Origin of the sequence: Microcella daejeonensis (assembly GCF_026625045.1) — a bacterium.
Classification (GTDB): Bacteria; Actinomycetota; Actinomycetes; order Actinomycetales; family Microbacteriaceae; genus Microcella; species Microcella daejeonensis.
The window spans coordinates 2043397-2067333 of the sequence record NZ_CP113089.1 but is presented as its reverse complement, the minus strand read 5'-3'; the positions used below and the strand labels follow the sequence as shown (position 1 = coordinate 2067333).

The following is a 23937-nucleotide window of genomic DNA, read 5'->3' as shown; positions in this document are numbered from 1 at the left end:
GGGCGCGCGGTGCGGTCACGCGCACGCTCCCATCCCGCCGCTCGGCCTCGGCCCGCGCCCTCCTGGCGCCACCCTCGCCGCGGCACCCTGACTCAGGAGAACTCCCATGATCACGCGCCACCTGGCCATCCCCGCCGTCGTCGCGGGCACCCTGCTCGCCCTCGCCGCCCCCACCGCGGCCTCCGCCCACGTGTCGGCCTCCGCCTCGAGCTCGGCTCCCGGCGCCTACACCGTCGTCACCCTCAGCGTCCCCCACGGCTGCGAGGGCTCGCCCACGCAGGTCGTCACGATCGACATCCCCGAGTCGGTGCCGTCGGTCACCCCGACGATCAACCCGCTGTGGACGGTCGAGAAGGTCATGGTGCCGCTCGACGAGCCCGTCGAGAGCGCCTACGGCGAGCCGCTCACCGAGCGCGTCGGCCAGATCGTCTACACCTCGACCACCGGCGGGCTCGAGGACGGGTTCCGCGACGTCTTCGCGCTCTCGCTCCAGCTGCCGGACGGCGAGGAGGGCGATGCCGTCGAGTTCCGCACCACGCAGACCTGCACCGAGGGCACCGCCGTCTGGGAGGGCGAGGACGTTCCCTCGGTCGTGCTCGCCGGCGCCGCCGAGGCCGGCCACGGCGCGAGCGACGAGGCGACCTCCGACGACGAGGCCTCCGACGACGAGACCGCCACGACGACCGCCGCCGAGGGCGACGCGAGCGCGGCATCCGCCACCACCACCGCCACAGGACAGGGCGACGTTCTCGCCCGCGTGCTCGGCGTTCTCGGACTCCTCGTGGGTACCGTGGGCGTCGCGCTCGCCATCATCAGCCGTCGCGCCGCGCGCGCCTCGGCCTAAGGAAGGAGACGCCATGCGTCGCACCACCGCTGCAGCGAGCATCATCGGGATGTCCGCACTGCTCGCCCTCGGCGCCAGCCTGCCGGCGAGCGCCCACAACTACGTCGTCTCGTCGACCCCGGCGGAGGGCGAGGCCGTCGCGGCCGTGCCCGAGGGCTTCGTGCTCACGACGAACGAGGCGATGCTCGCCCCCGAGGGGGCGGCCGGCGCCGAGACCGCGGGCTTCGCCATCCAGGTGACCGACGCCGCCGGGCTCTACTACGGCGACGGGTGCCTCGAGGTGGCCGGCACATCCATGGGCATGGGCGCGGGGCTCGGAGCCGCAGGCGACTACACGCTCGCCTACCAGTTCATCTCGGCCGACGGCCACACCGTGAGCGACAGCTACTCCTTCAGCTACGCGCCCACGGGCGACGCCGCCGTGCAGACGGGGCTCGCCGAGCCTCCCGTCTGCGGCGAGGCCTCGGTGACCGGCGAGCCGGCGGCCGAGACGGGCCCGAGCGAGGTGCCCGACGCGAGCGCCGCGCCCGAGGCCTCCGACGAAGCCGCGGCGCCGGCGCCGGGCGACGACACCGCGACGACCGGGGTGAGCGACACGGACGAGGTGGCCCTCGTGCTCGGCATCGTCGGCGGCGTGCTCGCGCTCCTCCTCGTCGCCGGCATCGTCACGGCGATCGTGCTGCGTCGCCGGGCGAGCGGTGCGGGGTCGAACCCGGTCGACTGACCCGCAACCGCGAACGACGAGGGCCCCGCATCCGTGAATGGATGCGGGGCCCCCGTACTGCGTGGCGCGAGTTACGCGGTCAGCGCGTTGAGCGTCTTGCGGCTCGTGAGCACCTGGTCGATCAGGCCGTACTCGAGGGCCTCCTGCGCGATGAGGATCTTGTCGCGGTCGATGTCCTTGTTAACCTGCTCCTTGGTGCGGTTGGAGTGGTGGGCCAGGGTCTCCTCCAGCCACTCGCGCAGACGCGCGATCTCCTTCGCCTGGATCTCGATGTCGGAGGCCTGACCGCGGCCCGCATCGCCCGTGGCGGGCTGGTGGATGAGCACGCGCGCGTTCGGCAGGGCGAGACGCTTGCCCGGGGTGCCGGCCGCGAGCAGCACGGCCGCGGCGGAGGCCGCCTGGCCGAGCACGACCGTCTGGATCTCGGGACGGATGTACTGCATCGTGTCGTAGATCGCCGTCATGGCCGTGAACGAGCCGCCGGGGCTGTTGATGTACATGACGATGTCGCGATCAGGGTCCTGCGACTCGAGCACGAGCAGCTGCGCCATGACGTCGTCGGCGCTCGCGTCGTCGACCTGCACGCCGAGGAAGATGATGCGGTCCTCGAAGAGCTTCGCGTACGGGTCCTGGCGCTTGTAGCCGTAGGCGGTGCGCTCCTCGAAGCTGGGGAGGATGTAGCGGCTGCTCGGCATCGCGAGCGGGGAGCCGCCGAGGTTCGGGGTTTCCATGTGCGTCTCTCTCTTGATCTCGACGGGCCTAGGCCTGGGTTCCGCCGCCGCCGACGATGTCGGTGGCCGAGGAGCGGATGTGGTCGACGAAGCCGTACTCGAGGGCCTCCTGCGCGTTGAACCAGCGGTCGCGGTCTCCGTCGGCGTTGACCTGCTCGACCGACTTGCCCGTCGCCTCGGCCGTGATGGCCGCGAGACGGTGCTTCATGTCGGTGATGAGCGCGGCCTGCGTCTGGATGTCGCTCGAGGTTCCGCCGAAGCCGCCGTGCGGCTGGTGCAGCAGAACACGGGCGTTCGGCGTGATGTAGCGCTTGCCCTTCGTGCCCGCCGTCAGCAGCAGCTGGCCCATCGAGGCGGCCATGCCGATGCCGACCGTGACGATGTCGTTCGGCACGAACTGCATCGTGTCGTAGATGGCCATGCCCGCGGTGATCGAGCCACCGGGCGAGTTGATGTAGAGGTAGATGTCCTTCTCAGGATCCTCGGCAGCGAGAAGCAGGAGCTTCGCCGCGATCTCGTTGGCGTTGTCATCGCGCACCTCGGAACCGAGCCAGATGATCCGGTCTTTCAGAAGGCGGTCGAAAACACTGTTGGGCATTGCCGGTTCGGCCATGGGAGTGAGCTCCTTGTTCGTCTCGTGGTTCGAATCTACAGAAGCCAACGCGCGCGCCCGGCCGTGTTCGCCGTGGGCAGAGAGGGTGTCGTCGCGGCCCTCGTCGGGGTGCTCCACCGCCGCCGCCCCGCCGCTACCGTGGGCTCATGCCGCGCTTCCGACGCCCCACCCCCGCCGACCTCCCCGCCCTCTACCGGGTCTGCCGGCAGACCGGAGACGCGGGAGCGGATGCGAGCTCGATGTACGCCGACCCCGACCTGCTGGGCCACCTCTGGTGCGCCCCGCACGCCATCACCGACCCGGCGCTGTGCGAGGTCGTCGACGACGAGAGCGGAGTCGCGGGGTACCTGGTCGCGACGGCGGACACTCCGAGGTTCGAGGCGTGGTGCGCGCAGAGCTGGTGGCCTCCCCTGCAGGCGCGGTACCCGCTCGAGCAGGCGCGGCCCGCGGCCGACCAGCGGCTCGTGCGGAGCATCCACGCGCCCGAGACGACGCCCGCCGCGATCACCGGGCCGTTCCCGGCGCACCTGCACATCAACCTGCTGCCGCGGCTGCAGGGGCAGGGGGCGGGCCGGATGCTCATCGAGCGCCTGCTCGACCGCCTGCGCTCGCGGGGCGTCGCCGGGGTGCACCTCGGTGTCGACGCCGCGAACGCGCGTGCGATCGGCTTCTACGAGCACCTGGGCTTCTCGCGGGTCGCCGTCGAGGACGACGGCGGCATCATCATGGGCATGCGGCTCGCCTGATCGGGCGGGATCGCTGAGGGGCGCCGACGACGAAGGGCCCGACGCTCGCGCGCCGGGCCCTTCGCATCGTGCGGGTGCTGCCTAGTGGTTGTGACCCTCGTGGTCGTCGTGCGCTTCCTCGTCGTCGCCATCGGGGATGGCGTCGGTGACGGGCTCGGTAGCCGCGGCGGTGAAGGCCGAGAGGTCGACCGCGTCGCCGTTGCCGTCGACGACCTTCGCCTTGCTGAGGGCGACGGAGAGCGCCTTCGAGCGGGCGACCTCGCCGACCATCGACGGGATCTGGCCGTTCTGGTCGAGCAGCTGGATGAACTCGCCCGGCTCCATGTTGTACTGCGCGGCACCCTGGATCAGGTACTGGGTGAGCTCCTGCTGGCTGACCTTGACCTCCTCCTTCTCGGCGAGCGCGTCGAGGAAGATCTGGTTGGTGAAGGTGGTCTTCGTCGACTCGGTGACCTCGGCGCGGTGCACGTCGTCCTCGAGGCGGTTCTCGTTCTCGAGGTGGCGGTGCACCTCCTGCTCGACGAGCGACTCGGGAACGGGGATCTCGACCTCGGCCAGCAGCTTCTCGAGGAGGAGGTCGCGGGCCTGCGCGCCCTGGCCGAAGGCCTTATTGCGCTTGACCTGCTCGCGGATGTCGTCGGTCAGCTCGGCGAAGGTGTCGAACTGGCTGGCGATCTGGGCGAAGTCATCGTCGGCCTCGGGCAGCTCGCGCTCCTTGACGGAGAGCACGGTGACCTCGATCTGCGCGGTCTTGCCCTCGTGGTCGCCGCCGAGCAGCACCGACTCGAAGGTGGTGGTCTCGCCGGCGCTGAGCGAGTCGAGCGCCTCGTCGATGCCCTCGATGAGCTCGCCCGAGCCGACCTCATACGAGATCGAGCTGGCGGTGTCGACGGTGTTGCCCTCGACGGTGGCGGTGAGGTCGATCTGCACGAAGTCGCCGGTCGCCGCGGGGCGGTCGACGGTGATGAGGGTGCCGAAGCGCGAGCGCAGCTGGTCGAGCTCGGCCTGCACCTCCTCGTCGGTGACCTCGGCGGTGTCGACGGTCAGTTCGAGCCCAGCGTAGTTCGGGATGTCGAACTCGGGTCGCACGTCGACCTCGACCTCGATCTTCAGGTCGCCCGAGAAGTCCTTCTCGCTGGGCCAGTCGGTGACGTCGGCCGAGGGGCGGCCGAGAGTGCGCAGCTTCTGCTCCTGCACGGCGGCGCGGAAGAAGCCGTCGAGGCCCTCGCTGACGGCGTGGTTGAGAACCTCGCCGCGGCCGACGCGCTGGTCGACGATGGGCGGCGGAACCTTTCCCTTGCGGAAGCCCGGGATGCTCACCGACTCGGCGATGTGCTTGTACGCGTGCTCGATGCTGGGCTTGAGCTCCTCCGGCGTGACCGTGATGGCGATCTTGACGCGGGTGGGGCTCAGCTTCTCAACCGTGGACTGGACCAAAAGGGGTTCTCCTGAGTGTGTTGGCGTGCGGCATGTGGGGGTCGTGGTCGGGGCGACAGGATTTGAACCTGCGACCTCCCGCTCCCAAAGCGGGCGCTCTAGCCAAGCTGAGCTACGCCCCGAGGAGGACGACCCGTTGACCAGAGCAACGGAAGACGAAGGGTCGTCCGAAAAATGGCCTCGGCAAGTCTAGCCGAGCGGAGCCATCCGGACGCCGGGAGCCTCTCGCGGATGCGTTAGGCTTGCGTCTCGCACGGGCCGAAACTGGCCCTCGCGGGGATGTAGCTCAATGGTAGAGCCTCAGTCTTCCAAACTGATCACGCGGGTTCGATTCCCGTCATCCCCTCTCCGTTTAATGCTTCGCCGCCGCTCCTGCGGCGAACGCGCGACGCTCACTGCTTCGCCGCCGCTCCTGCGGCGAACGCACGGCGGCTCCTGCGGCGAACGCTCGGCGGCTCCGGCGCCGCTCCCCTTGCGGGCGACTAGGCCTTCGCGACGGAGAGCACGGCCCAGGCGATGAGCGAGTCGATGCGGCGGATGTCGGCGCCCTTCGCGAGCTTGATCTTGATGTGCCCCGCGCGGGTCCAGAGCTCGATCTCGGAGTTGAAGTCGAGCATCCCCGCGTTCTCCGACGACCACATGCTGATCATCGAGTACGGCAGGGAGTAGATCTCGACCTTCTTGCCGGTGATGCCCTGAGCATCGCGCACGATCAGACGCCGGGTCGTGAAGGTGGCGGAGTCGCGGAAGGTGCTGAACGAGGCGACGGCGGTCTCCCCGTCGACCAGCAGCGAGGTGACGTCAGGCGGGATCGGGATCTCCTGCTGGAGGGTCCAGGTGAGCATCGGGGCGGTTTCCATACCGAGACTGTGTCAGGCGACGAACCCTCGAGTGCGCTGCGACCCGCCCATCAATCGCGCCGGGTATCCGATGCGTGCTCGCGCTCCGAGGTCGCCCGCGCCATCTCGGCCGATTCTTCCGCCCGGGCGCGCTGAACGATGGCGTCGAGGTCGAAGCGGCGCTGAACGTAGTGCGTGGGTATGCCACCGATCAGGATGAATCCGAAGAGGGCGAGGACCAGGAGCACCTGCTCGACCGGCGGGAACGCCCCGGCGATGATCCAGAACACCATGAGCGAGACCGCGAGCAGGTACACGGGGGTTGCGAGGACGACGAACGCCTTCGTCAGCGGCGCGCGCCCCGACCACCATCTCCTGACCATGCCGCGCGAGCATACTCCTCTCGGAACAGCTCGATCTCGACCGGCTCGGGCAGGGCGATGACGCCCTCCTGGAGCGAGATGACCGTGGTGTACCAGCCCTCGGGCTGGAGGAACGCGTAGCCGGGCACGAGCCAGGCGTCGCCCTGGGCATCCCACACCAGCAGCATCGTCGCCTCCGCCTCCTCGAGCGTCACCGTGACCTGCTCGGGGCTCGGCTCGGGCATCGGCTCGGGCAGGGGCTCGATCGTGGGCTCCGGCTCGGGCAGGGGAACGGGGGCTGGCTCGGTGCCGGGCAGCGGCTCGACGGTCATGTCGGGCTTCGGCTGCGGCTCGTTGTCGGGGATGGCAGAGGGAGCCGGGTCGGGCTCGGCACCGGTCGACGGAATCTCGGTGGGCTCGGCCGGGGCGCTCGGGTCGACGGGCGACGAGACGGGAGCATCCGGATCGATGGGCACGACGGCGACACCCGACTCGGCGCGCGCGGCGCCATCGGCCAGGATGCTCACCCCGCCCTGGTAGTCGGGGCCGCCCGAGCCGAACCAGCGGCCGTCGGCCAGGCGGTCGACGGCGTCGACGGCCGAGACGGTGCCGTACTCGCCGCGGTCGACGAGCTGCGCCGTGTGGCCGGATGCCCACGCCAGCTCGCCCGTCGACGACCACGATGCCGCCCACTCCACGGCGGTGCGCACGCCGCCGACCTCGAGCGAGGCCGAGGCCGTCACCTGCCACTCGTCGGCCTGCACGCGGATGTCGTCGGCGTCGAGGTCGAGCCCGGTCGCCTCGAAGATCTCGAGCGCATCGGCGCGGGCCTCCTCCTCGGAGGGGACGGCGCCGGCGGGCTGCGGGTTCGCCTCGTCGGGAGCGAAGACGGGGTTCGCGCTCGGGTCGGAGTACCACCACGCGCCGGTTCCGTGGTCGCCGAGCACGAGCGAGGGCCCTGACCCGTCCTCCGTGCCGATGAGGAGCGTCGGGTAGGTCGGGTCGGAGTAGGAGGAGTCGGTCGGCTCGCCCTCGATACCGACGACCGCCGCGATCCCGCGCAGCGACTGCTCCGCCGAGTCGGGGCGCTCGAGGGCGTAGGCGCGGCCGCTGCCCGCATCCGTGCCGAGGCCGGGGCCGGCGAGGTAGGTGTACTCGATCCACTGGGCGATACGGGACTCGTCGGCTGTGCCGAGCGTCGCCGCCTCGGGGCCCGCCGCTCCCCCGCCGGCGACGGTGAACAGCGGCGCGTCCGGGGTGCCGGGCAGGGTCGCGGGCACGACGACGAGAGCGATGGCGGTGGCCCCGGCCAGCGCGAGCACGGCGCCGCCGGAGGCCTGCGCGACGCGCCCGCGGTTGACGAGGCGGGGTGCGCGGCGGTCGGGGGCGCCCTCGACCACGGAGGCCGGCAGGGCCGGGGCGTCGTCCGCGCGGTCGAGCGAGCGGCGCAGGCGGGCGTCGAGGTCGGGGCGGGGGGTGTCGTCGTGCTCGGTCATGACAGGGGAACGTCCCGGGCGGATGCGATCTTTCACGATCTGCTGGATTCGATGCGGGATGCCCGGCGCGGGCCGCGCGCTACTCGGCCGTGCGCTCCCGCTCGAGGGCCGCCGCGAGCGCCTTCTTCGCCCGGTGCAGGCGGATGCTGACGGCGTTGGGCGTGGATCCGGCGGCCACCGCGATCTCGGCCACGGGCATCCCCTCGAGCACCGCCAGGGCGAGCACCTCGCGGTCGCGGGGGCGCAGGGCCGCCCAGGCCGCGGCGAGCGCCGGGTCCCCGTCGTCGACGAAGGCGTCGGCGGCGGGAGCCGAGTCGGGGGCGATGAGCAGGTGCGCGAGCGAGGCGCGCGTGGCGAGCCGGCGGCGGTGGTTCGCGACGACGTAGGAGGCGATGCGGTACAGCCAGGGCAGCTCCTCGCCGGGGGCGACCGAGGCGCGCTTGCGCCAGGCGATGGCGAAGACGTCGGCGGCGAGATCCTCGACGGCGGCCGCGTCGACGCGGCGGCGCAGGTACCCGCTGACCGCGGGCAGGCACCGGGTGTAGGCCTCGGCGAAGGCGCGGGCCTCGTCGCGCTGCTCGGTCATGCGCCCATCATGGCGCGATCACGGCTCCTCCCCGACGTGCGCGCACCGAGAGTCGTCCACATGTCCCCACGATTTCCGCGCCCGGCCGGGGCTGGCAACCGATAGCGTGTGCCGCGATGAGCGAGACAATCTCGACCCCCGTGCCCGGTGCCGACGACGACGCACGATGGGCGGGGCGCGTCGACTTCCCCCGCGGCCCGGCCGACCTGCGCTCGGTCACCACCTGCCCCGCCTGCCATGCGCCGCTGCGCTCGGCCCTCTGCACCGTCTGTGCGCTCGATCTCCGGCATCCCGATGCGGCCGAGCTCGCCGCGGTTTCCGCGCGGGCCGCCGATCTGCTGGATGCCCGCCGCGCCCTCATCGGCCGCCTGCGCCGCGATGCCGCCGCCGCGAGCCGCGCGCACGCCGGCCCCGCTGCCGTCCCCGCCGTACCGCTCGCGCCCGCCGCCCCAGTAGCTCCTCTCGCCCCCGTCGCTCACGCCGGTCCGGCGATCCCTGCGGCCGCCGCCGCTCCGCCCGCGTCCCTCGTCGCCTCCGCTCCGTCCCGCACCACGATCCCGCCGGCCGCCCCGGGGGCGCCGCAGCGGCCGGTGCCCTCCGCGCCGCGGTCGGGTCGCTCGGGCATCCAGGTGGCGCTCCTCGTCGTCGGCGTCAGCCTGCTGTCGATCTTCGCGATCTTCTGGCTCGCCTACGCCTTCCTCGTCTACGGCTCGACCGTGCGCATGCTGATCATCGCGGGGGGCACTCTCGCGACCCTGGCCGCGGCGGCCGCTCTGTCCCGCCGCGGGCTCACGGCGACGGCGGAGGGCATCGCCGTGCTCGTCACGATCATCCTCGTGCTCGACGCGTGGGCCCTGCGGGCGAACGACCCCGTCGGCATCGGCAGCGTCGACGGGCCGCTCTACTGGGGCGTCGCCCTGCTGGTCGTCGCCGCGGTCGCCATCGCTTGGTCCCGCCTGGGTCGGCTCTCCTCCCCCGCGGTCGGCGCGGCGCTCGTGCTGCCGCTCGGGGCGGCGCTCGTCACCGGCCACCTCGCCGACGCCGGTCGGCTCGACGCCCAGGCCGTCGCCGTGATCGCCGGGCTCGCGGCCTTCCTCGTGGCGCTCGCGCATCCCGTCATCGCTCCGGCCGCCCGCCCCCGTCTCGCCGGGGTCGTCGCCCTGACCGCCCTCGCGGCCGCCGCGCCCGGCGCCCTGCTCGCCCTCGGAGCCGGCATCGGCGGCGGTCTCGGCCAGAGCGGGGCCGACGCGCTGCCGCTCGTCACCGGCCTCGGGCTCGCGCTCGTCTCGGCCCTGCACGTGCTCCTCGCACCGCGCGCATCCGGCACGCCCGTCGTCGCCGCGGGGATCGCCGTGGCCGCGGCGGCGGGCGGCACGCTCGCGCTGCTCGCGGGCATCGTCGCGAGCATCCTGCAGAACGAGGGGCGCCCTCTCACCACCGCCGGCGCCCTGCTCGTCGTCGTCACCGTCGCCGTGCTGCTCTCCCTCCTCCCCTCGCGCCCGGCGCGCGTGCTCGATGCGGCTCGGGTCGCCGCGGTCGCCTCCGCCGCGGTCGTGGCCGCCGCGGCCGCCGCCGTCACGCTCGTCACCGCTCTGAGCCCCGCTCTCGAGGCCCTGCTCGCCGTCGCGACGCCGGTCGACGACGTGACGTCGCCGCTGCAGACGGCCACCGACGCCGAGCTCGCCGCACTCGGCGGAGCGGCCGCGACCCTCGCCCTCATCGCGCTCGGCGGCAGGCTCGGGGGCCCGCTGCGCCCCGTCATGCCGTTCACGCTGCCCGGGCTCGGTGCGCTGCTCGTCGCCGCGACGCCGCTCGCCGGGCCCTGGTGGCTCGCCCTCGCGCTCGCGGTGCTCCTCGCGATCGGTGGAGCGGCAGGCGTCTCCCGCGCCCGAGGCCTCGCCTCCGGGCCGCCCCGCACCGCGCTGCTGGTCACGCTCGGCATCGTGGCCGTCGGCGGCTCGGTGATCGCCCTCGTCGTCGCCCCGCGCGTCGAGTCCGCGTGGATCATCGGTACGGCCGCGGCGCTGCTCGCGATCACCCTCGGCCGACGGGTCGCTCCTCAGACCCCCGCCGCTCTCGCCGCCCTCGTCGCCGCCGTCGTGCTCGTGCTCGCCGTCGCCCCCGCCCTCGGCTCCGACCTCGTGCGAGCAGGCGTGAGCGTCTCCCTCCCCGGCGTGCTGCTCATCCTCGCCGCGCTCCTCGTGATCGCTGTCCCCCTCGGGCGGCTCGACGAGGTCGAGCAGCGGGCCACCGCGCTCCTCGCCGGCGTCGCCGGACTCGGTGCGGCCGCCCTGATGCTCGACCTCGGCTCCGGTGGACGCACCGCCGTCAGCGATGGCCTCGCGATCGCGCTCGGCGTCGCCGCGCTCTCCCTCCTCGTCCTGCGCAGTCGCGACGCGGCGCTGCGTGTCCCCGCCGCCGCTCTCCTCGGCCCCGCCGCGGTCGGGCTCGTCACCGTCGCCCTCCGGATCGTGGCCGCGGGCTCCCGCGAGCCCGCCACCATCGCGGGGATCGCTCTGTGGGGCCCGATCGCCGCCCTCGGTGCCCTTCTGCTCGTCACCGCCGTCGCCCTCGCCACCCTCGAGCGCGGCGCCGCGTCCGGCCGCGTCGAGGAGCATCGCTCGCTGCGATTCGCCGTCGACGGCGGCGTGGTCGTCAGCGGGGCCTGGATGCTCTCCCTCGCCATCGAGCGCGATGTCGCCGTGCTCGGCCTCCTGCTCGCCGCCGTCGTCGTGCTGCTCATCGCACTGAGCGGCGACGGGCTCATCGGAGCACGGTCGCGTCGCCGTCATCTCGGGTGGATCGCGCTGGCGCTCGGCACCTCCGCCCTCTGGACGGGGCTCGCCGACGAGAGCATCGCCGACCCCGAGGGCTACGCGCTCCCCCTCGCCGGAGCGCTGCTGCTCATCGCCGCCGCCCTCGCCCGCCACGGCGCCGCTCGCGGCACCCCCGCGCGCAGTGCGGCGCCGCTCATCGGCGCCGCGCTCGCCCTCGCGCTGCTGCCGATCGCGCTGCTCAGCGGCATCGGGGCGGGCACCCCGACCCTCCGCTCCGCGGTGGTGGGGCTCGCGGCGCTCGCGCTGCTGGGGGTCGCGGTCGCGCGCACCGAGCGGCTCGAGAGCGGCATCCCGACCCTGCCGATCGTGCTCGCCGGCGTTTCGCTCACCGCCCTCGGCGTGGTCAGCGGCGCCCTGGTCATCGACCTCATCGCAAGGGTCGCGACTCCGCTCGAGCTGCAGCTGCGCGGTCTGCTCGTCGTCGTCGTGCTCGCCAGCGCCGCCGTCGCCGTGCGGGTGCTCACCACCGCGGCGATGCGCGACCCCGTGGCCGGCATCCTGCTCGGGTTCGGCGCGCTCGCGGCCGCCGTGCTCGGCATCGCCGGCACCGTCGCCCCGGTCGAGCTCATCGCGCTGCCCGTCGCCCTCGCCGCTCTCGCGCTCGGAGTGCTCGAACTCGACCGTCGCCCCGGCACGAGCAGCTGGCCGCTGCTCGCCCCCGGCCTCCTGCTTCTGCTCGCGCCCAGTCTCATCGCGATCGCCGGGGAGCCCGAGCCGTGGCGCATCGTCGCCCTCGGGGTCGTCAGCGCGGGCGTCATGCTCGGCGGCGTGCAGCAGCGCCTGCAGGCGCCGTTCGTGCTCGGGGGCTCCGTGCTGCTCGTGCACGCCCTCGTGCAGAGCTGGCCGCTGCTGAGCCGCGCGGCCGCCGCCGTCGACTGGTGGATCTGGCTCGGCATCGTCGGGATCCTCGTCGTCGCGGTCGCCGCGCGATACGAGCGCCGCGTGCAGAACCTCACCGCGATCGCCCGCCGCATCGCCGACCTGCGCTGAGGCCGCCCGCCGCGCGCCTCGCGCGGCCGCGGGGGCGGACCCTCACCGGTGGGGGCCGATCGGCTCCACGGGGGCCCCTGCCTGGGAGTGCACTGCGTGCCCCCTGCACGATGTCAGCCCTGGCGGCTACCGTGGATCCCGACCGGAGCCCCACGAAAGGACCGTCATGACCGACATCGCATCCTCCCCCGACGCCACCGACACCGACATGGTCTCGGGCGTCGCCCAGTACCTCGCCCCCGTCGTCATCGACCTCAACGCCCTCGCGCTCGAGGGTAAGCAGGCGCACTGGCACGTCCGCGGGCCGAACTTCATCGGCGTGCACGAGCTGCTCGACACCCTCGTCGAGCACGCGCGCGACTACGGCGACACGGCCGCGGAGCGCATCGTCGCCCTCGGCCTGCCGCTCGACGCCCGCACCGCCACCATCGCGAAGAAGACCACGGTTCCCGCCGTGCGCGCCGGATTCCAGCAGTCCGACGACTTCATCGCCGACGTCGTCGCCGGCATCGACGCGGCACTCGTCACCCTCCGTGCCGCCATCGACGGCCTCGAGGAGATCGACCCGGTCAGCCAGGATCTCGTCATCGCGATCACGGCCGACCTCGAGAAGGACCGCTGGTTCCTCTTCTCGCACGTCGCGAAGTAGGGAACAGCACAGCACAGCAGCAGCAGCAGCACCGCACCACCCGAGAACGGGGCCGGACCAGCCGAGTGGTCCGGCCCCGTTCGTCGTGCGGGGAGGCCGCGCCGCGCAGAGCCGGGACGCTCAGGCCCGCAGGCCCGCGACGCTCCGGCTCGCAGACCCGCGGCGCTCCGGCTCGTGGAGCCGCGAGCCCGCGTCTCAGAGGGCCGAGTGCGTCGGCCGACCGCCGAGGAGCGTGAGCGCCACGGGCATCGACCGGAGGGCATCCCCCGATGCCGTCAGCGGGTCGGCGTCGACCAGCAGCAGATCGGCCGGCTCGCCGACCGCGACGAGCGAGCGCGTCGACGCCGTGAGCGCCTCGTGCGGGGTGATCGACTGCTCGGCGTGGAACGGCTCACGATCGCCGCGCGTGCGCGTCGTCGCCGCCGCGATCGAGACCCACGGGTCGAGCGGCGCCACGGGAGCATCGGAGCCGAGCACGAGGCGCGCACCCGCGTCGAGCAGCGAGCGCAGCGCGAAGGCCCGCCCGGTGCGCCCCGGCCAGAACCTCTCGGCGACATCGCGATCGTCGACGGCGTGCTCGGGCTGCACGCTCGCCACCACGCCGAGCGCCGCGAAGCGCGGGAAGTCGCAGGGCCGCAGCAGCTGCGCGTGCTCGATGCGGCCGCCACGACCGATGCGGGCGAAGACGTCGAGCGCCGTGTGGTTGGCGCCGTCGCCGATGGCGTGCACGGCGAGCTCGAAGCCCGCCTCCGCCGCGCGCGCGAGCAGCGGCTCGAGATCGCAGGGCGGAACGGTGAGCACGCCGTAGGGCGTCGCCGAATCCTCGGGGTACGGGTCGCAGCAATAGGCGGTGCGGGTGTTCAGCGAGCCGTCGGTGATGACCTTGAGAGGCCCGACCCGCACGCCGTCCGCGACGTCGAGCCCCGAGCGCAGGCCGAGCTCGATCGCGCGGTCGAGGTGCTGCGGGTAGACGCCGAACTCGACCCGCAGAGCGTCGAAGCCCGCCGCGACCCGGCGGGACCAGTCGTCGCGGTTCCAGCGCATCTCGAGGTCGACGACGCCGACGACGCCGCGAGCGGCGGCCTCGCGCGCGGCCTCATCCACCCAGCGGTCGAGCACGTCATCGGGGGCGCCGTCGAGCTGCCGGGTGACGGCGAAGGCCGCCTCCTCCCGCAGCAGTCCGGAAGCGAGAACGGCGCCGGCCGTATCGGCGGTCTCGGCACCCTGCGAGCCGGCCGAGGCCGCGGCGTAGGCGGGCACGTAGCGCGCGAGCGCGGCGGTGCTCAGCCAGGCGCAGTGCACGTCGGCGCTCACGAGCACCACGGCGTGATCCGGCGCGGCCGCGTCGAGCAGGGCGGCCGTCGGGGCATCGGGCCAGAGGGCGTCGCGGAAGCCTCCGCCGACGATCGTCTCGCCGGGCGCGGCCTCGGCAGCGGCATCCCGCACGATCGATGCCACCTCGGCGGCGCTCGACGCGCCCTCGAGGTCGAGCCGGCGGCGGTGCTGCGCCCACTGGGTGAGGTGCACGTGCTCATCCCACAGGCCCGGCATGATCCAGCGGCCGGCCGCGTCGATGACGCCCTCGCCCGCCGCGAGAGTGCCGGCGGGGTGGATGCCCGTGATGAGCCCGTCGGCGATGCTCACGTCGATCGGCGCGTGCCCCCCGAGCGGCCGGGCATCACGAATCGCGGTGATCATCGAGTCTCCTCATCTCCCGGGCGAGGCCCGGGTGGGCGTAGGGGCCGTCGCCCTCGAGGTGCGTCATGATGCTCTCGCGCACCTCGGGGGTCTTGCCCTGGCTGAGCTTCAGGCGCGCGTCGAAGCGGGTGACGCGCAGGCGGATGCCGACCGTGCCCTTCGCGACGCGCGCGCTGTACTCGGGGTCGAGGTGCAGGCCGCGCGGCTCGGCGACGTGCTGCTCGAAGTGGTCGGTGAGCGCGCTGAGCACCCGCAGGTTCTCCTCCGCCGAGAGGATCTCGGGGGTGCCGTAGAGGTGCGCGGTGACGTGGTTCCAGGTCGGGATGATGTCGCCCTCGGCGTACCAGGAGGGCGAGATGTAGCCGTGGGCGCCCTGCACGATGACGAGCACCTCGCTCTCGCCGAGCCGGTGCAGCTGCTCGTCGGGGCGGCCGACGTGGCTCAGCAGCACGATGTCGTCGCCCGTCGAGGCGGCCTCGTCGAGCAGGAACGGGTAGTGCGAGGCGACGATGCCGCGGTCGGGCACGTGCGAGACGATGCCGGCCCACGGGTTCTCGCGCACGAGCCGGCGCACCTCGTCGGGCTCGGTCAGCAGGTACTGGGGGGTGTGGCGCATGATCGGTGCTCCTCCCCTCAGCTCTGGCAGCTCGGGCAGTAGTAGAGCTTGCGGCCGGCCGCGACCTCGAGCACGATGTGCGTTCCGCAGATGCGGCAGGGCAGCCCCTCGCGCTTGTAGACCCAGTGGCGGTCGGCCCGATTGCGCAGGGCGCGCTTGCGCGACTCCTCGTCGAGGCCGTCCATCGTCATCATCTGGCCGGTGTCGACGCCGATGCCCAGCAGGTAGCGCCAATCCCGCCACAGGTCGCGGATGACGTCCTCCGGCAGGTTCGCGCCGGGCGTGTGCGGGTCGAGCCGCGCACGGAACAGCATCTCGGCGCGGTACACGTTGCCGATGCCGCTCACGACGCTCTGGTCCATCAGCAGGAGCCCGATCGGCACCCGGCGGCGGCGGATGCGCGCGAGCATGCGCTCCTCGCCCTCCTGCGCGTCGTCCACGAGGGGATCCGGCCCGAGCGCGTCGATGACGGTCTGCACGGCCGCGGCGTCGAGCACCTCGCAGGCGGTCGGCCCGCGCAGGTCGGCGACGACCCGGTCGGTGAGCAGGCGCACGCGCACCTGCCCGATCGGCTCGGGCGGCCAACCCTCGACGGCGGCGGCCGTCTCGGCCTCGGCCATGCGCAGGCGGGTGCGGCGGGGCGCTCCGATGGAGGACAGCGAATCCTCGTGCTCGCCGACGACCGTGGCGGGGGCATCCCCCTCATCGCCGGTGCCGCGCATGCCCGTCTGCCCCATGCGTCCGCGCGCGGCGCGCTGCGTCGCGTCCTGACGCAGGTCGCCGGAGAAATCCCAGGCGCCGTAGATGCCGAGGTGCACGCGCAGCCACAGCGCCTCGTCGAACTCGAGGAACATCTGCTTGCCGACGGCGCGCGAGGCCGTCATGGTGCGGCCGTCGATGAGCGCCGCGCCCTCGGCGAAGCGGCCCTGCGGCGAGCTGACGGCGACGGCGTCGCCGACCATGTGCCGCCCGAACTGGCGGGCGATGCGGTGGACGGAGTGACCCTCGGGCACAGCTAGACGACGTCGCGGCCGGCGATCGCGCCGGTCGTCTCGTACTCGCCGATCTGGCCGATGCGGCGCACGTGGCGGATGTCGCCGCTGAACGGCGTGGCGAGGAAGATCTCGATGAAGCGCAGCACGTCGTCCACGGGGTGCTGGCGGGCGCCGATGGAAATGACGTTCGCGTCGTTGTGCTCGCGGGCGAGCGCGGCGGTCGCGTCGTTCCAGACGAGGGCGGCGCGGATGCCCTGCACCTTGTTCGCCGCGATCTGCTCGCCGTTGCCCGAGCCGCCGAAGACGATGCCGAGCGCCTCGCGGCCCTCCGCCTGATCGTGCGCGACGGCGCGGGCGGCGTCGATGCAGAAGCCCGGGTAGTCGTCGAGGGCGTCGTACTCGACCGGCCCGTGGTCGATCACCTCGTGCCCGAGGGAGGCGACGTGCGCCTGCACGGTGCGGCTGAACTCGAGGCCGGCATGGTCGGTGGCCACGTGGATGCGCATGGGGTGATTCTACCGGCGGGACTTTCGGCCCTGAACCGATCGGGCGGCGGCTGGGAATCTGCAGTGACGGAGGAGACGAGGCGGCAATGGCTCAGCAGCGCACGTGCATCATCACCGGATCGGCGAGCGGCATCGGGGCGGCGACGGCCGCCCTGCTGCGCGAGCGGGGCCAGCGGGTGATCGGCGTCGACCTGCACGATGCGGAGATCGTCGTCGACCTGTCGACGCACGCCGGTCGCGCCGAGCTCGTCGACCGCGCCGCCGAGCTGAGCGACGGCTCGGTCGACGCCGTCATCGCCAACGCGGGCCTCTCCTCCGAATCGACCGCGACCGTCGCCGTCAACTACTTCGGCGCTCTCGCGACGCTCGAGGGCCTGCGGCCGCTCCTCGCGGCGTCCTCCGCGCCGCGCGCCGTGCTGACGGCATCGATGGCGGCCCTCTTCCCGCCCGACGAGGAGCTGCTCGAGGCCTGCCTCGCGCACGACGAGCCGGCCGCGGTCCACCGCGCCTCCGAACTGCTCGACACCGGGGCGGGGAGCGCGATCTACGGAACGACCAAGCGCGCCCTCGTGCGGTGGGTGCGGCGGAACGCGGCGGCCGAGGAGTGGGCAGGGGCGGGCATCCCGCTCAATGCGATCGCGCCCGGGGTGATCCGCACCCCGATGACCAGCGGACTCACCGCGACCGCGGAGGCCGAGCGGGCGCTGCTGGAGATGGTGCCGATGCCGCTCAACGGCATCGCCGAGGCCGCGACCGTGGCCTCGCTGCTCGACTACCTCACGAGCGCGGAGAACTCGCACCTCTGCGGCCAGATCGTCTACATCGACGGCGGCAGCGACGTGGTCATGCGAGGCGACTCCGTCTGGTGACCAGCGGGCGCCCGGGGCTCAGGCGATGTAGATCTTGCGGAAGGTCTCGAGCACTTCCCACTCGGTCTCCTCGCCGTCATCGAGACGGCCGACCGAGCCGGCGACGAGCTCGGTCTCGGAGCCGTCCTCCCGGCGCAGGATCGCGCGGCCGGCGAGCACGATGAAGATCTCCTCCACCTCGACGTCGGTGGCGATGCCGGGCGTCATCTCCCAGACCCCGACCTCCCAGTCGTCGATCTCGGTGAGGGCCTCGACACCGGTCGTCGGCGAGCCCTCGACGACGCGCTCCTCCTCCACTGGCTCGTGATCGAGCGCGAGGGTGAGGGCCTGCAGCACGGTGGCGGCGTCGAGCGGGAGTGAGGTCACGAGTCGAACCCTAGACCCACCGCATCGAGAGTGCGAAGGAAAGCGCCCCGGCGGCCCTCCCGGTGATCGGCGCGGTCGAGCGCGGCGCGCACCGCCTGCACGGCGAGGTACGTCGCCGGCTCGGGCGGGAACGGCAGCGGCAGCTGATTCACCATCCGCAGGCTCGTGCGCTCGGTCTCGAGGCCCGCGAGCTGGTCGAGCATGACCTCGGCGGTGAAGCGGGTGGCGGCGACCCCGAGCCCGGTGAAGCCCGCCGAGTAGGCGACCCGACCGCCGTGGGCGGTGGCGTGGAAGGCGCAGAAGCGGCTCGAGGTGTCGATGACGCCCGCCCATCGATGGCTGAACCGGATGCCCTCCAGCTGCGGGAAGGTCGTGAGGAAGTGCGCGGCGAGCATCTCGAAGCTCTCGCGGCGCTCCTCGTACGACCGGCGGATGCGCCCGCCGTAGTGGTAGACGGCGTCGTACCCGCCCCACAGGATGCGGTCGTCGGCGGTCAGCCGGTAGTAGTGGAACTGGTTCGCCGAGTCGGCGATGCCCTGCCGCCCCTGCCAGCCGATCGCGGCGCGCTGCTCGGCGCTGAGCGGCTCGGTCATGAGCACGTAGTCGTAGACGGGTACGGTGTGCAGCCGGTAGCGCTTGAGCAGAGACGGGTACGCGTTCGTCGCGAGCGCGACGCGGTCGGCGGCGACGGTGCCGTGGGCGGTGTCGAGCAGCACCGCGTCGGGCTCGGCCCGCAGGCCGCGGACGGGCGACTGCTCGTGCACCTCCACCCCGGCATCGAGGCAGGCCTCGAGCAGGCTGCGGGCGAGCTTGCCGGGATGCACGAGCGCCGTATCGCGCGTCGACTCCAGCCCGCCGAGGTAGGTGGGCGAGTCGACGAGCGCCCGCATCCCGCCGCCGTCGTGGAACAGCTCGTGCTCGCCGTCGTGCGCCTCGGCGAGCGCCGCCAGCTGGTAGTGCTCGGTGGCGACGGCGATCGACCCGACGCGCTCGAACTCGCACCGCCACCCTCGGGCTTCGACGGTCTGCTCGATGGCGTCGAGGTTCGCCATGCCCAGGCGGTCGAGCTCGGCGAGCTCGGTCGGGAACCGCGTCTCGCCGTTCGCGGCCCCGTGCGTGAGGGTCGCCTCGACGAAGCCGCCGTTGCGGCCGGAGGCGGCGTGGCCGATGCGCGCGCCCTCGAGCAGCACGACGCGGGCCCCGGGGTCGCGCTCCTTGGCCAGCAGCGCCGTCCACAGACCGGCGTACCCGCCGCCGACGATCGCGAGGTCGGCCCGCACGCGGCCGGTGAGCCGCGGCAGCGCGGGGCTCGCGGGCAGCTCGTCGAGCCAGAACACCGAGGGCTGCGACGCGGCGAGCGCCGCCGTGACGAGTCGGGCGTCGGGACGGTCGCGGTCGAATACGGTGGTGGCCATACCGCCACGATGCCAGACGGTTATCCATTTGGACAATAGGGGAACGCGCAATGGAGCACACCCGCACCCGGTCGATCGACGCCGCGCTCACCGCGGCCCGCCTGCCGCAGACCGCCGAGGACGACTGGCGGCAGCTGCTCGGCCGCGTCGATCGCGAGCTGCCGCGGCTCGAGAGCCTCTTCCGCCGGGTCTACGGCGACACCGAGGCGACCGAGGCGCAGCTCGCCCTCCTGCTCGGCGAGCTCGCCGCGAGCTGGCAGGCCCGCCCGGCCGACCTCAAGGCGGTCGACGCCGCGCGCGAGGCCGATCCGCACTGGTTCCTGTCGAACCGGATGCTCGGGGGCGTGCTCTACGTCGACCGCTACGCCCGCGACCTCGACGGCGTGCGGGCGCGCATCCCGTACTTCAGGGAACTGGGCCTCACCTACTTGCACCTCATGCCGCTCTTCCTCGCCCCGGAGGAGAACAGCGACGGCGGCTACGCGGTGTCGAGCTATCGCGAGGTGAGCCCCGCGCTCGGCGACATGGAGCAGCTCACGGCCCTCGCGGCCGAGCTGCGCGAGAACGGCATCGCCCTCGTCGTCGACTTCATCTTCAACCACACCTCGGACGAGCACGAGTGGGCCCGGCGCGCCCGGGCCGGCGAGCAGGAGTACGCCGACTACTACTGGATCTTCGACGGCCGCGAGATGCCCGACGCCTACGAGGCGACCGTGCGCGAGATCTTCCCCGACGACCACCCGGGCTCCTTCGTGCCGATGCCGCTGCCCGACGGCACCGTGCCGAGCCGCGAGGAGGCGGAGCGCTGGGTGTGGGCGACCTTCCACTCCTTCCAGTGGGATCTCAACTACGGCAACCCCGCGGTCTTCCGCGCCATGGCCGGCGAGATGCTGTTCCTCGCCAACCGCGGCGTCGACATCCTGCGCATGGACGCCGTCGCCTTCATCTGGAAGCAGCTCGGCACGACGTGCGAGTCGCTGCCCGAGGCGCACCTGCTCATCCAGGCCTTCAATGCGGCCCTGCGCATCGCCGCCCCCGCCGTGCTGTTCAAGTCGGAGGCCATCGTGCACCCCGACGAGGTCATCCAGTACATCTCGCCCGAGGAGTGCCAGCTCAGCTACAACCCGCTGCAGATGGCGCTCATCTGGAACTCGCTCGCCACCCGCGACGCCCGGCTGCTGCAGCAGGCCCTCGACCGCCGGCACGCGCTGCCCGCCGGCACCGCCTGGGTCAACTACGTGCGCAGCCACGACGACATCGGCTGGACCTTCGCCGACGAGGACGCCGCCGAGCTCGGCATCGACGGCTTCGAGCACCGGCGGTTCCTCAACAGCTTCTTCGTCAACCGGTTCCCCGGCAGCTTCGCGCGCGGCGTGCCGTTCCAGGACAACCCGAAGACCGGCGACTGCCGCATCTCGGGCACGACCGCCTCGCTCGCGGGGCTCGAGGCGGGCGACGACGGCGCGATCGACCGCATCGTGCTCGCCCACTCGATCACCCTCTCGACCGGCGGCGTGCCGCTGCTCTACCTCGGCGACGAGGTGGGCCAGCTCAACGACTACTCCTACGTCGACGAGCCCGGCCACGCCGAGGACAGCCGTTGGGTCAACCGCCCGCCGTACCCCGAGGAGCGCTACGCCGAGCGCATCGACCCGACCACCTCAGCGGGGATGCTCTACGCGCGCCTGCAGCAGCTGCTGGCCGTGCGCCGCCGCACGCCGGAGTTCGCCGGCGGCGCCCTCATCGGCTTCGACGCCCGCTCCCCCCACGTCGTGGGCTATCAGCGGCCCGGTGACGGCGGAGGCCTCGTGCTCTGCCTCGCCAACGTCGCCGACGCTCCCGAGACGGTGCTCGCCTCCACGCTGCAGGGCATGCCCGCCACGGGTGAGGATCTCATCGCCGGGGGCGTCGTCGACCTGCGCCGGGACCTCGTGCTGCCCGCCCACGGCATCGCCTGGATCAGGGTGCGGCGGGGCGGAGCCGAATAGGCTGGCAGACGGTGCGGCCACGAGCCGCGCATCCCGTCTGTCGCCGAAGGAGGCTGCACCGTGCCCGGAGAGAACCTGACCCGCGTCGAAGCGCAGGAGCGCTCGTCGCTCGTGTCGACGAAGAGCTACGAGATCGAGCTCGATCTCACCACGGGGGACGAGGTGTTCCGGTCGACGTCGACCGTGACCTTCTCGGCCACCGCCGGAGCGAGCACCTTCATCGACGCGATCACGCGCACCGTGCACTCCGTCACCCTCAACGGCGTGGAGCTCGACGCCGCCGCGGTCGCCGACGGCACGCGCATCCAGCTCGAGGGCCTCGCCGAGCAGAACGTGCTCACCGTCGTCGCCGACCACGAGTACACGAACACGGGCGAGGGCCTGCACCGCTTCGTCGACCCCGTCGACGGCGAGGTGTACCTGTACTCGCAGTTCGAAGTGCCCGACAGCCGCCGCGTCTTCGCGGTCTTCGAGCAGCCCGACCTCAAGGCGACGTTCCAGTTCACGGTGCGCGCCCCCGGCCACTGGGTCGTCGTCTCCAACTCCCCCAGCCCCGAGCCCGTGGCCGACGGCGAGTCGAAGGTCTTCACCTTCGCGCCGACCCCGCGCATCTCCAGCTACATCACCGCGATCGTGGCGGGCCCGTACCAGTCGGTGCACTCGGAGCTCACGAGCGCCGACGGCCGCACCATCCCGCTCGGCGTCTACGCCCGCGCATCCCTCTTCCCGTACATGGACGCGGACTACGTCTTCGAGAAGACCCGCCAGGGCTTCACCTACTTCGAGGAGAAGTTCGGCGTCGCCTACCCCTTCGAGAAGTACGACCAGCTCTTCGTGCCCGAGTTCAACGCCGGCGCCATGGAGAACGCGGGCGCGGTCACGTTCACCGAGACGTACGTGTTCCGCTCGAAGGTGACCGACGCCATCAAGGAGCGCCGCGTCGTCACGATCCTGCACGAGCTCGCCCACATGTGGTTCGGCGACCTCGTGACCATGAAGTGGTGGAACGACCTCTGGCTCAACGAGTCCTTCGCCGAGTGGGCATCGACCATTGCGACCGCCGAGGCCACCGAGTGGACGGAGGCCTGGACGACGTTCCAGGCGATGGAGAAGAGCTGGGCGTACCGCCAGGACCAGCTGCCCTCGACCCACCCGGTCGTCGCGACCATCAACGACCTCGAGGACGTGCAGGTCAACTTCGACGGCATCACGTACGCCAAGGGCGGCAGCGTGCTCAAGCAGCTCGTCGCCTGGGTCGGGCAGGAGGCCTTCTTCGCCGGCGTCTCCGCGTACTTCCGGAAGCACGCCTGGGGCAACACCGAGCTGCGCGACCTGCTCGTCGAGCTGGAGGCCGCGAGCGGCCGCGAGCTCACCGAGTGGAGCCAGAAGTGGCTCGAGACGGCCGGTGTCAACACTCTGCGCCCCGAAATCGAGACCGACGCCGACGGGGTCATCACCTCGTTCGCCGTGATGCAGAGCGCGCCCGAGGACTACCCGACCATCCGCCCGCACCGCATGGCCATCGGCTTCTACGCGCTGCAGGACGAGTCGTTGGAGCGGGTGCACCGCCTCGAGCTCGACGTCGACGGCGAGCGCACCGAGGTGCCCGAGCTCGTCGGTCAGGTGAAGCCGGATCTGGTGCTGCTCAACGACGACGACCTCGCCTACGCGAAGATCCGCCTCGACGACGACTCGCTCGCCGTCGCGATCGAGCACCTCGCCGGCATCTCCAGCCCGCTGGCCCGCGCCATCGTCTGGGGCGCCGTCTGGGACGCCACGCGCGACGCCGAGGCCGCGCCGCGCGACTACGTGCGCCTCGTGCTCGGCAACATCGCGACCGAGACCGAGTCGACGACCATCCGCACGACGCTCACGCAGCTGGCGACGGTCGCGCGCATGTACGTGGCGCCGGAGCACCGCGACGCCGTCATCGCCGAGGTCGCCGACGGGTTGTGGATGCTCGCCCAGGGCGCCGAGGCCGGCAGCGATGCCCAGTTCCAGTTCGTGAAGTTCTTCGCGGCCATGGCCTCGACGCCCGAGCACGGCCGCACCCTCGCCGGGCTGCGCGACGGCTCGATCGCCCTCGACGGGCTCGAGATCGACACCGACCTGTCGTGGGAGCTTCTCGAGGGCCTGGCCCTCGTGGGCGCCGCGACGGGCGCCGAGATCGACGCCGCGCTCGAGGCCGACAACACCTCGAACGGCGCGCAGGCCGCGGCCCGCGCCCGCGCGGCGATCGACACCGCCGAGGCGAAGCGCGCGACCTTCGAGCACCTCGTCGGCGACGACACCGTGCCGAACGCGATCGTGCGCATGACGACGATGGGCTACCTGCACGTCAACGATCCGGCCCGTCTCGAGCAGCTCGTCGAGCCGTACTTCGCGGCGCTGCACGAGCTGTGGGAGAACCGCAGCTACAAGATCGCCGAGTACCTCGTGCTCGGGCTCTACCCGGCCCCGCTCGCCTCGGCGAGCCTGGCCGAGGCGACCCGCGCGTGGCTCGACGCGAACCCGGGCATCCCGGCGCTGCGTCGCATGGTGTCGGAGAACCTCGCCGGGGTCGAGCGCGCGCTCGCGGCGCAGGAGCGCGACCGGGCCTGACCGACGCCGCACGATCGCTCCACGGACGG

The 23937-nt window shown here is 72.7% G+C and carries 21 protein-coding genes and 2 tRNA genes; 9 read left to right on the top strand and 14 right to left on the bottom strand.

Annotated features, from left to right (window positions below; all coding sequences use genetic code 11):
• Positions 1-106 precede the first annotated feature (106 nt).
• Together OVN18_RS10060 and OVN18_RS10055 are read left to right on the top strand one after the other, a co-directional pair.
• The gene (locus OVN18_RS10060) at positions 107-844 is read left to right on the top strand and encodes a YcnI family protein (protein ID WP_267780651.1); all 738 of its coding nucleotides are present in this window, start codon (positions 107-109) and stop codon (positions 842-844) included.
• Positions 845-857: 13 nt separating this feature from the next.
• Positions 858-1568 carry a copper resistance CopC family protein gene (locus OVN18_RS10055; RefSeq protein ID WP_267780649.1) on the top strand — a complete coding sequence of 237 codons (711 nt, stop codon included), beginning with the start codon at positions 858-860 and terminating at the stop codon, positions 1566-1568.
• A gap of 71 nt (positions 1569-1639) precedes the next feature.
• Here OVN18_RS10055 and OVN18_RS10050 read toward each other — a convergent pair whose 3' ends face one another.
• The gene (locus tag OVN18_RS10050; RefSeq protein ID WP_267736893.1) at positions 1640-2299 is read right to left on the bottom strand and encodes an ATP-dependent Clp protease proteolytic subunit; all 660 of its coding nucleotides are present in this window, start codon (positions 2297-2299) and stop codon (positions 1640-1642) included.
• 28 nt (positions 2300-2327) lie between these two features.
• On the bottom strand, positions 2328-2912 hold the full coding sequence (locus OVN18_RS10045; protein ID WP_267780648.1) for an ATP-dependent Clp protease proteolytic subunit: 585 nt from the start codon (positions 2910-2912) through the stop codon (positions 2328-2330).
• Between the two features lie 146 nt (positions 2913-3058).
• Here OVN18_RS10045 and OVN18_RS10040 point away from each other — a divergent pair, with 146 nt between their 5' ends.
• A complete protein-coding gene (locus OVN18_RS10040; protein ID WP_267780647.1) occupies positions 3059-3658 on the top strand; it encodes a GNAT family N-acetyltransferase in 600 nt (199 codons plus the stop codon).
• 81 nt (positions 3659-3739) lie between these two features.
• Here OVN18_RS10040 and tig read toward each other — a convergent pair whose 3' ends face one another.
• Both tig and OVN18_RS10030 read right to left on the bottom strand, forming a co-directional pair.
• Positions 3740-5095, bottom strand: coding sequence for a trigger factor (gene tig / locus OVN18_RS10035; RefSeq protein WP_267780645.1), 1356 nt, complete (start codon positions 5093-5095; stop codon positions 3740-3742).
• A 44-nt stretch (positions 5096-5139) separates the two neighbouring features.
• Positions 5140-5217, bottom strand: a tRNA-Pro gene (locus OVN18_RS10030).
• A gap of 153 nt (positions 5218-5370) precedes the next feature.
• Between OVN18_RS10030 and OVN18_RS10025 the strand changes: the two genes are divergently transcribed.
• Positions 5371-5441: transfer RNA gene (locus OVN18_RS10025), tRNA-Gly, on the top strand.
• A 136-nt stretch (positions 5442-5577) separates the two neighbouring features.
• On the opposite strand, the gene OVN18_RS10020 is transcribed toward OVN18_RS10025, so the two are convergent.
• The 4 genes from OVN18_RS10020 to OVN18_RS10005 all read right to left on the bottom strand — a co-directional run bounded on the left by OVN18_RS10020 (position 5578) and on the right by OVN18_RS10005 (position 8378).
• Entirely contained in the window at positions 5578-5955 is a 378-nt protein-coding gene (locus OVN18_RS10020) for a PH domain-containing protein (protein WP_267780643.1), read from the bottom strand.
• 50 nt (positions 5956-6005) lie between these two features.
• The gene (locus OVN18_RS10015; protein ID WP_267780641.1) at positions 6006-6317 is read right to left on the bottom strand and encodes a hypothetical protein; all 312 of its coding nucleotides are present in this window, start codon (positions 6315-6317) and stop codon (positions 6006-6008) included.
• Positions 6281-7792 carry a hypothetical protein gene (locus tag OVN18_RS10010; RefSeq protein ID WP_267780639.1) on the bottom strand — a complete coding sequence of 504 codons (1512 nt, stop codon included), beginning with the start codon at positions 7790-7792 and terminating at the stop codon, positions 6281-6283. Before OVN18_RS10010 ends, OVN18_RS10015 begins: the two co-directional genes overlap by 37 nt.
• A gap of 79 nt (positions 7793-7871) precedes the next feature.
• Positions 7872-8378 (bottom strand): RNA polymerase sigma factor, encoded by a 507-nt coding sequence (locus OVN18_RS10005; protein ID WP_267736887.1) that lies wholly within the window; start codon positions 8376-8378, stop codon positions 7872-7874.
• Between the two features lie 116 nt (positions 8379-8494).
• On the opposite strand from OVN18_RS10005, the gene OVN18_RS10000 reads away from it, so the two are divergent.
• Both OVN18_RS10000 and OVN18_RS09995 read left to right on the top strand, forming a co-directional pair.
• The gene (locus tag OVN18_RS10000) at positions 8495-12205 is read left to right on the top strand and encodes an SCO7613 C-terminal domain-containing membrane protein (RefSeq protein ID WP_267780637.1); all 3711 of its coding nucleotides are present in this window, start codon (positions 8495-8497) and stop codon (positions 12203-12205) included.
• Between the two features lie 166 nt (positions 12206-12371).
• Positions 12372-12854 (top strand): Dps family protein, encoded by a 483-nt coding sequence (locus tag OVN18_RS09995; RefSeq protein ID WP_267736885.1) that lies wholly within the window; start codon positions 12372-12374, stop codon positions 12852-12854.
• 195 nt (positions 12855-13049) lie between these two features.
• On the opposite strand, the gene OVN18_RS09990 is transcribed toward OVN18_RS09995, so the two are convergent.
• From OVN18_RS09990 to OVN18_RS09975, 4 genes are read right to left on the bottom strand one after another with little or no spacing between them, the layout of a single operon-like run.
• Positions 13050-14552: an amidohydrolase gene (locus OVN18_RS09990; protein WP_267780636.1), complete on the bottom strand. Its 1503-nt coding sequence runs from the start codon at positions 14550-14552 to the stop codon at positions 13050-13052.
• Positions 14533-15168 (bottom strand): FMN-binding negative transcriptional regulator, encoded by a 636-nt coding sequence (locus tag OVN18_RS09985; RefSeq protein ID WP_267780634.1) that lies wholly within the window; start codon positions 15166-15168, stop codon positions 14533-14535. The genes OVN18_RS09990 and OVN18_RS09985 overlap by 20 nt, the downstream gene beginning before the upstream one ends.
• 17 nt (positions 15169-15185) lie before the next feature.
• Positions 15186-16181: an Fpg/Nei family DNA glycosylase gene (locus tag OVN18_RS09980; protein WP_267780632.1), complete on the bottom strand. Its 996-nt coding sequence runs from the start codon at positions 16179-16181 to the stop codon at positions 15186-15188.
• 2 nt (positions 16182-16183) lie between these two features.
• On the bottom strand, positions 16184-16669 hold the full coding sequence (locus OVN18_RS09975; protein ID WP_267736881.1) for a ribose-5-phosphate isomerase: 486 nt from the start codon (positions 16667-16669) through the stop codon (positions 16184-16186).
• 86 nt (positions 16670-16755) lie between these two features.
• On the opposite strand from OVN18_RS09975, the gene OVN18_RS09970 reads away from it, so the two are divergent.
• Positions 16756-17538 carry an SDR family oxidoreductase gene (locus OVN18_RS09970; protein WP_267780630.1) on the top strand — a complete coding sequence of 261 codons (783 nt, stop codon included), beginning with the start codon at positions 16756-16758 and terminating at the stop codon, positions 17536-17538.
• 18 nt (positions 17539-17556) lie between these two features.
• Here OVN18_RS09970 and OVN18_RS09965 read toward each other — a convergent pair whose 3' ends face one another.
• The gene (locus OVN18_RS09965; RefSeq protein WP_267736879.1) at positions 17557-17904 is read right to left on the bottom strand and encodes a cupin domain-containing protein; all 348 of its coding nucleotides are present in this window, start codon (positions 17902-17904) and stop codon (positions 17557-17559) included.
• On the bottom strand, positions 17901-19319 hold the full coding sequence (locus tag OVN18_RS09960; RefSeq protein ID WP_267780628.1) for an NAD(P)/FAD-dependent oxidoreductase: 1419 nt from the start codon (positions 19317-19319) through the stop codon (positions 17901-17903). Before OVN18_RS09960 ends, OVN18_RS09965 begins: the two co-directional genes overlap by 4 nt.
• Positions 19320-19369: 50 nt before the next feature.
• Here OVN18_RS09960 and OVN18_RS09955 point away from each other — a divergent pair, with 50 nt between their 5' ends.
• Together OVN18_RS09955 and pepN are read left to right on the top strand one after the other, a co-directional pair.
• Positions 19370-21307: an alpha-amylase family protein gene (locus tag OVN18_RS09955; protein ID WP_267780626.1), complete on the top strand. Its 1938-nt coding sequence runs from the start codon at positions 19370-19372 to the stop codon at positions 21305-21307.
• 60 nt (positions 21308-21367) lie between these two features.
• Entirely contained in the window at positions 21368-23908 is a 2541-nt protein-coding gene (gene pepN / locus OVN18_RS09950) for an aminopeptidase N (RefSeq protein ID WP_267780625.1), read from the top strand.
• The last annotated feature ends 29 nt before the right edge of the window (positions 23909-23937 follow it).

Bases quoted from the DNA above. Each gene is read 5' to 3' on its own strand.
- OVN18_RS10060 (WP_267780651.1), top strand. From the start codon at position 107: ATGATCACGCGCCACCTGGCCATCCCCGCCGTCGTCGCGGGCACCCTG.
- OVN18_RS10055 (WP_267780649.1), top strand. From the start codon at position 858: ATGCGTCGCACCACCGCTGCAGCGAGCATCATCGGGATGTCCGCACTG.
- OVN18_RS10050 (WP_267736893.1), bottom strand. From the start codon at position 2,299: ATGGAAACCCCGAACCTCGGCGGCTCCCCGCTCGCGATGCCGAGCAGC.
- OVN18_RS10045 (WP_267780648.1), bottom strand. From the start codon at position 2,912: ATGGCCGAACCGGCAATGCCCAACAGTGTTTTCGACCGCCTTCTGAAA.
- OVN18_RS10040 (WP_267780647.1), top strand. From the start codon at position 3,059: ATGCCGCGCTTCCGACGCCCCACCCCCGCCGACCTCCCCGCCCTCTAC.
- OVN18_RS10020 (WP_267780643.1), bottom strand. From the start codon at position 5,955: ATGGAAACCGCCCCGATGCTCACCTGGACCCTCCAGCAGGAGATCCCG.
- OVN18_RS10015 (WP_267780641.1), bottom strand. From the start codon at position 6,317: ATGGTCAGGAGATGGTGGTCGGGGCGCGCGCCGCTGACGAAGGCGTTC.
- OVN18_RS10010 (WP_267780639.1), bottom strand. From the start codon at position 7,792: ATGACCGAGCACGACGACACCCCCCGCCCCGACCTCGACGCCCGCCTG.
- OVN18_RS10005 (WP_267736887.1), bottom strand. From the start codon at position 8,378: ATGACCGAGCAGCGCGACGAGGCCCGCGCCTTCGCCGAGGCCTACACC.
- OVN18_RS10000 (WP_267780637.1), top strand. From the start codon at position 8,495: ATGAGCGAGACAATCTCGACCCCCGTGCCCGGTGCCGACGACGACGCA.
- OVN18_RS09995 (WP_267736885.1), top strand. From the start codon at position 12,372: ATGACCGACATCGCATCCTCCCCCGACGCCACCGACACCGACATGGTC.
- OVN18_RS09990 (WP_267780636.1), bottom strand. From the start codon at position 14,552: ATGATCACCGCGATTCGTGATGCCCGGCCGCTCGGGGGGCACGCGCCG.
- OVN18_RS09985 (WP_267780634.1), bottom strand. From the start codon at position 15,168: ATGCGCCACACCCCCCAGTACCTGCTGACCGAGCCCGACGAGGTGCGC.
- OVN18_RS09975 (WP_267736881.1), bottom strand. From the start codon at position 16,669: ATGCGCATCCACGTGGCCACCGACCATGCCGGCCTCGAGTTCAGCCGC.
- OVN18_RS09970 (WP_267780630.1), top strand. From the start codon at position 16,756: ATGGCTCAGCAGCGCACGTGCATCATCACCGGATCGGCGAGCGGCATC.
- OVN18_RS09960 (WP_267780628.1), bottom strand. From the start codon at position 19,319: ATGGCCACCACCGTATTCGACCGCGACCGTCCCGACGCCCGACTCGTC.
- OVN18_RS09955 (WP_267780626.1), top strand. From the start codon at position 19,370: ATGGAGCACACCCGCACCCGGTCGATCGACGCCGCGCTCACCGCGGCC.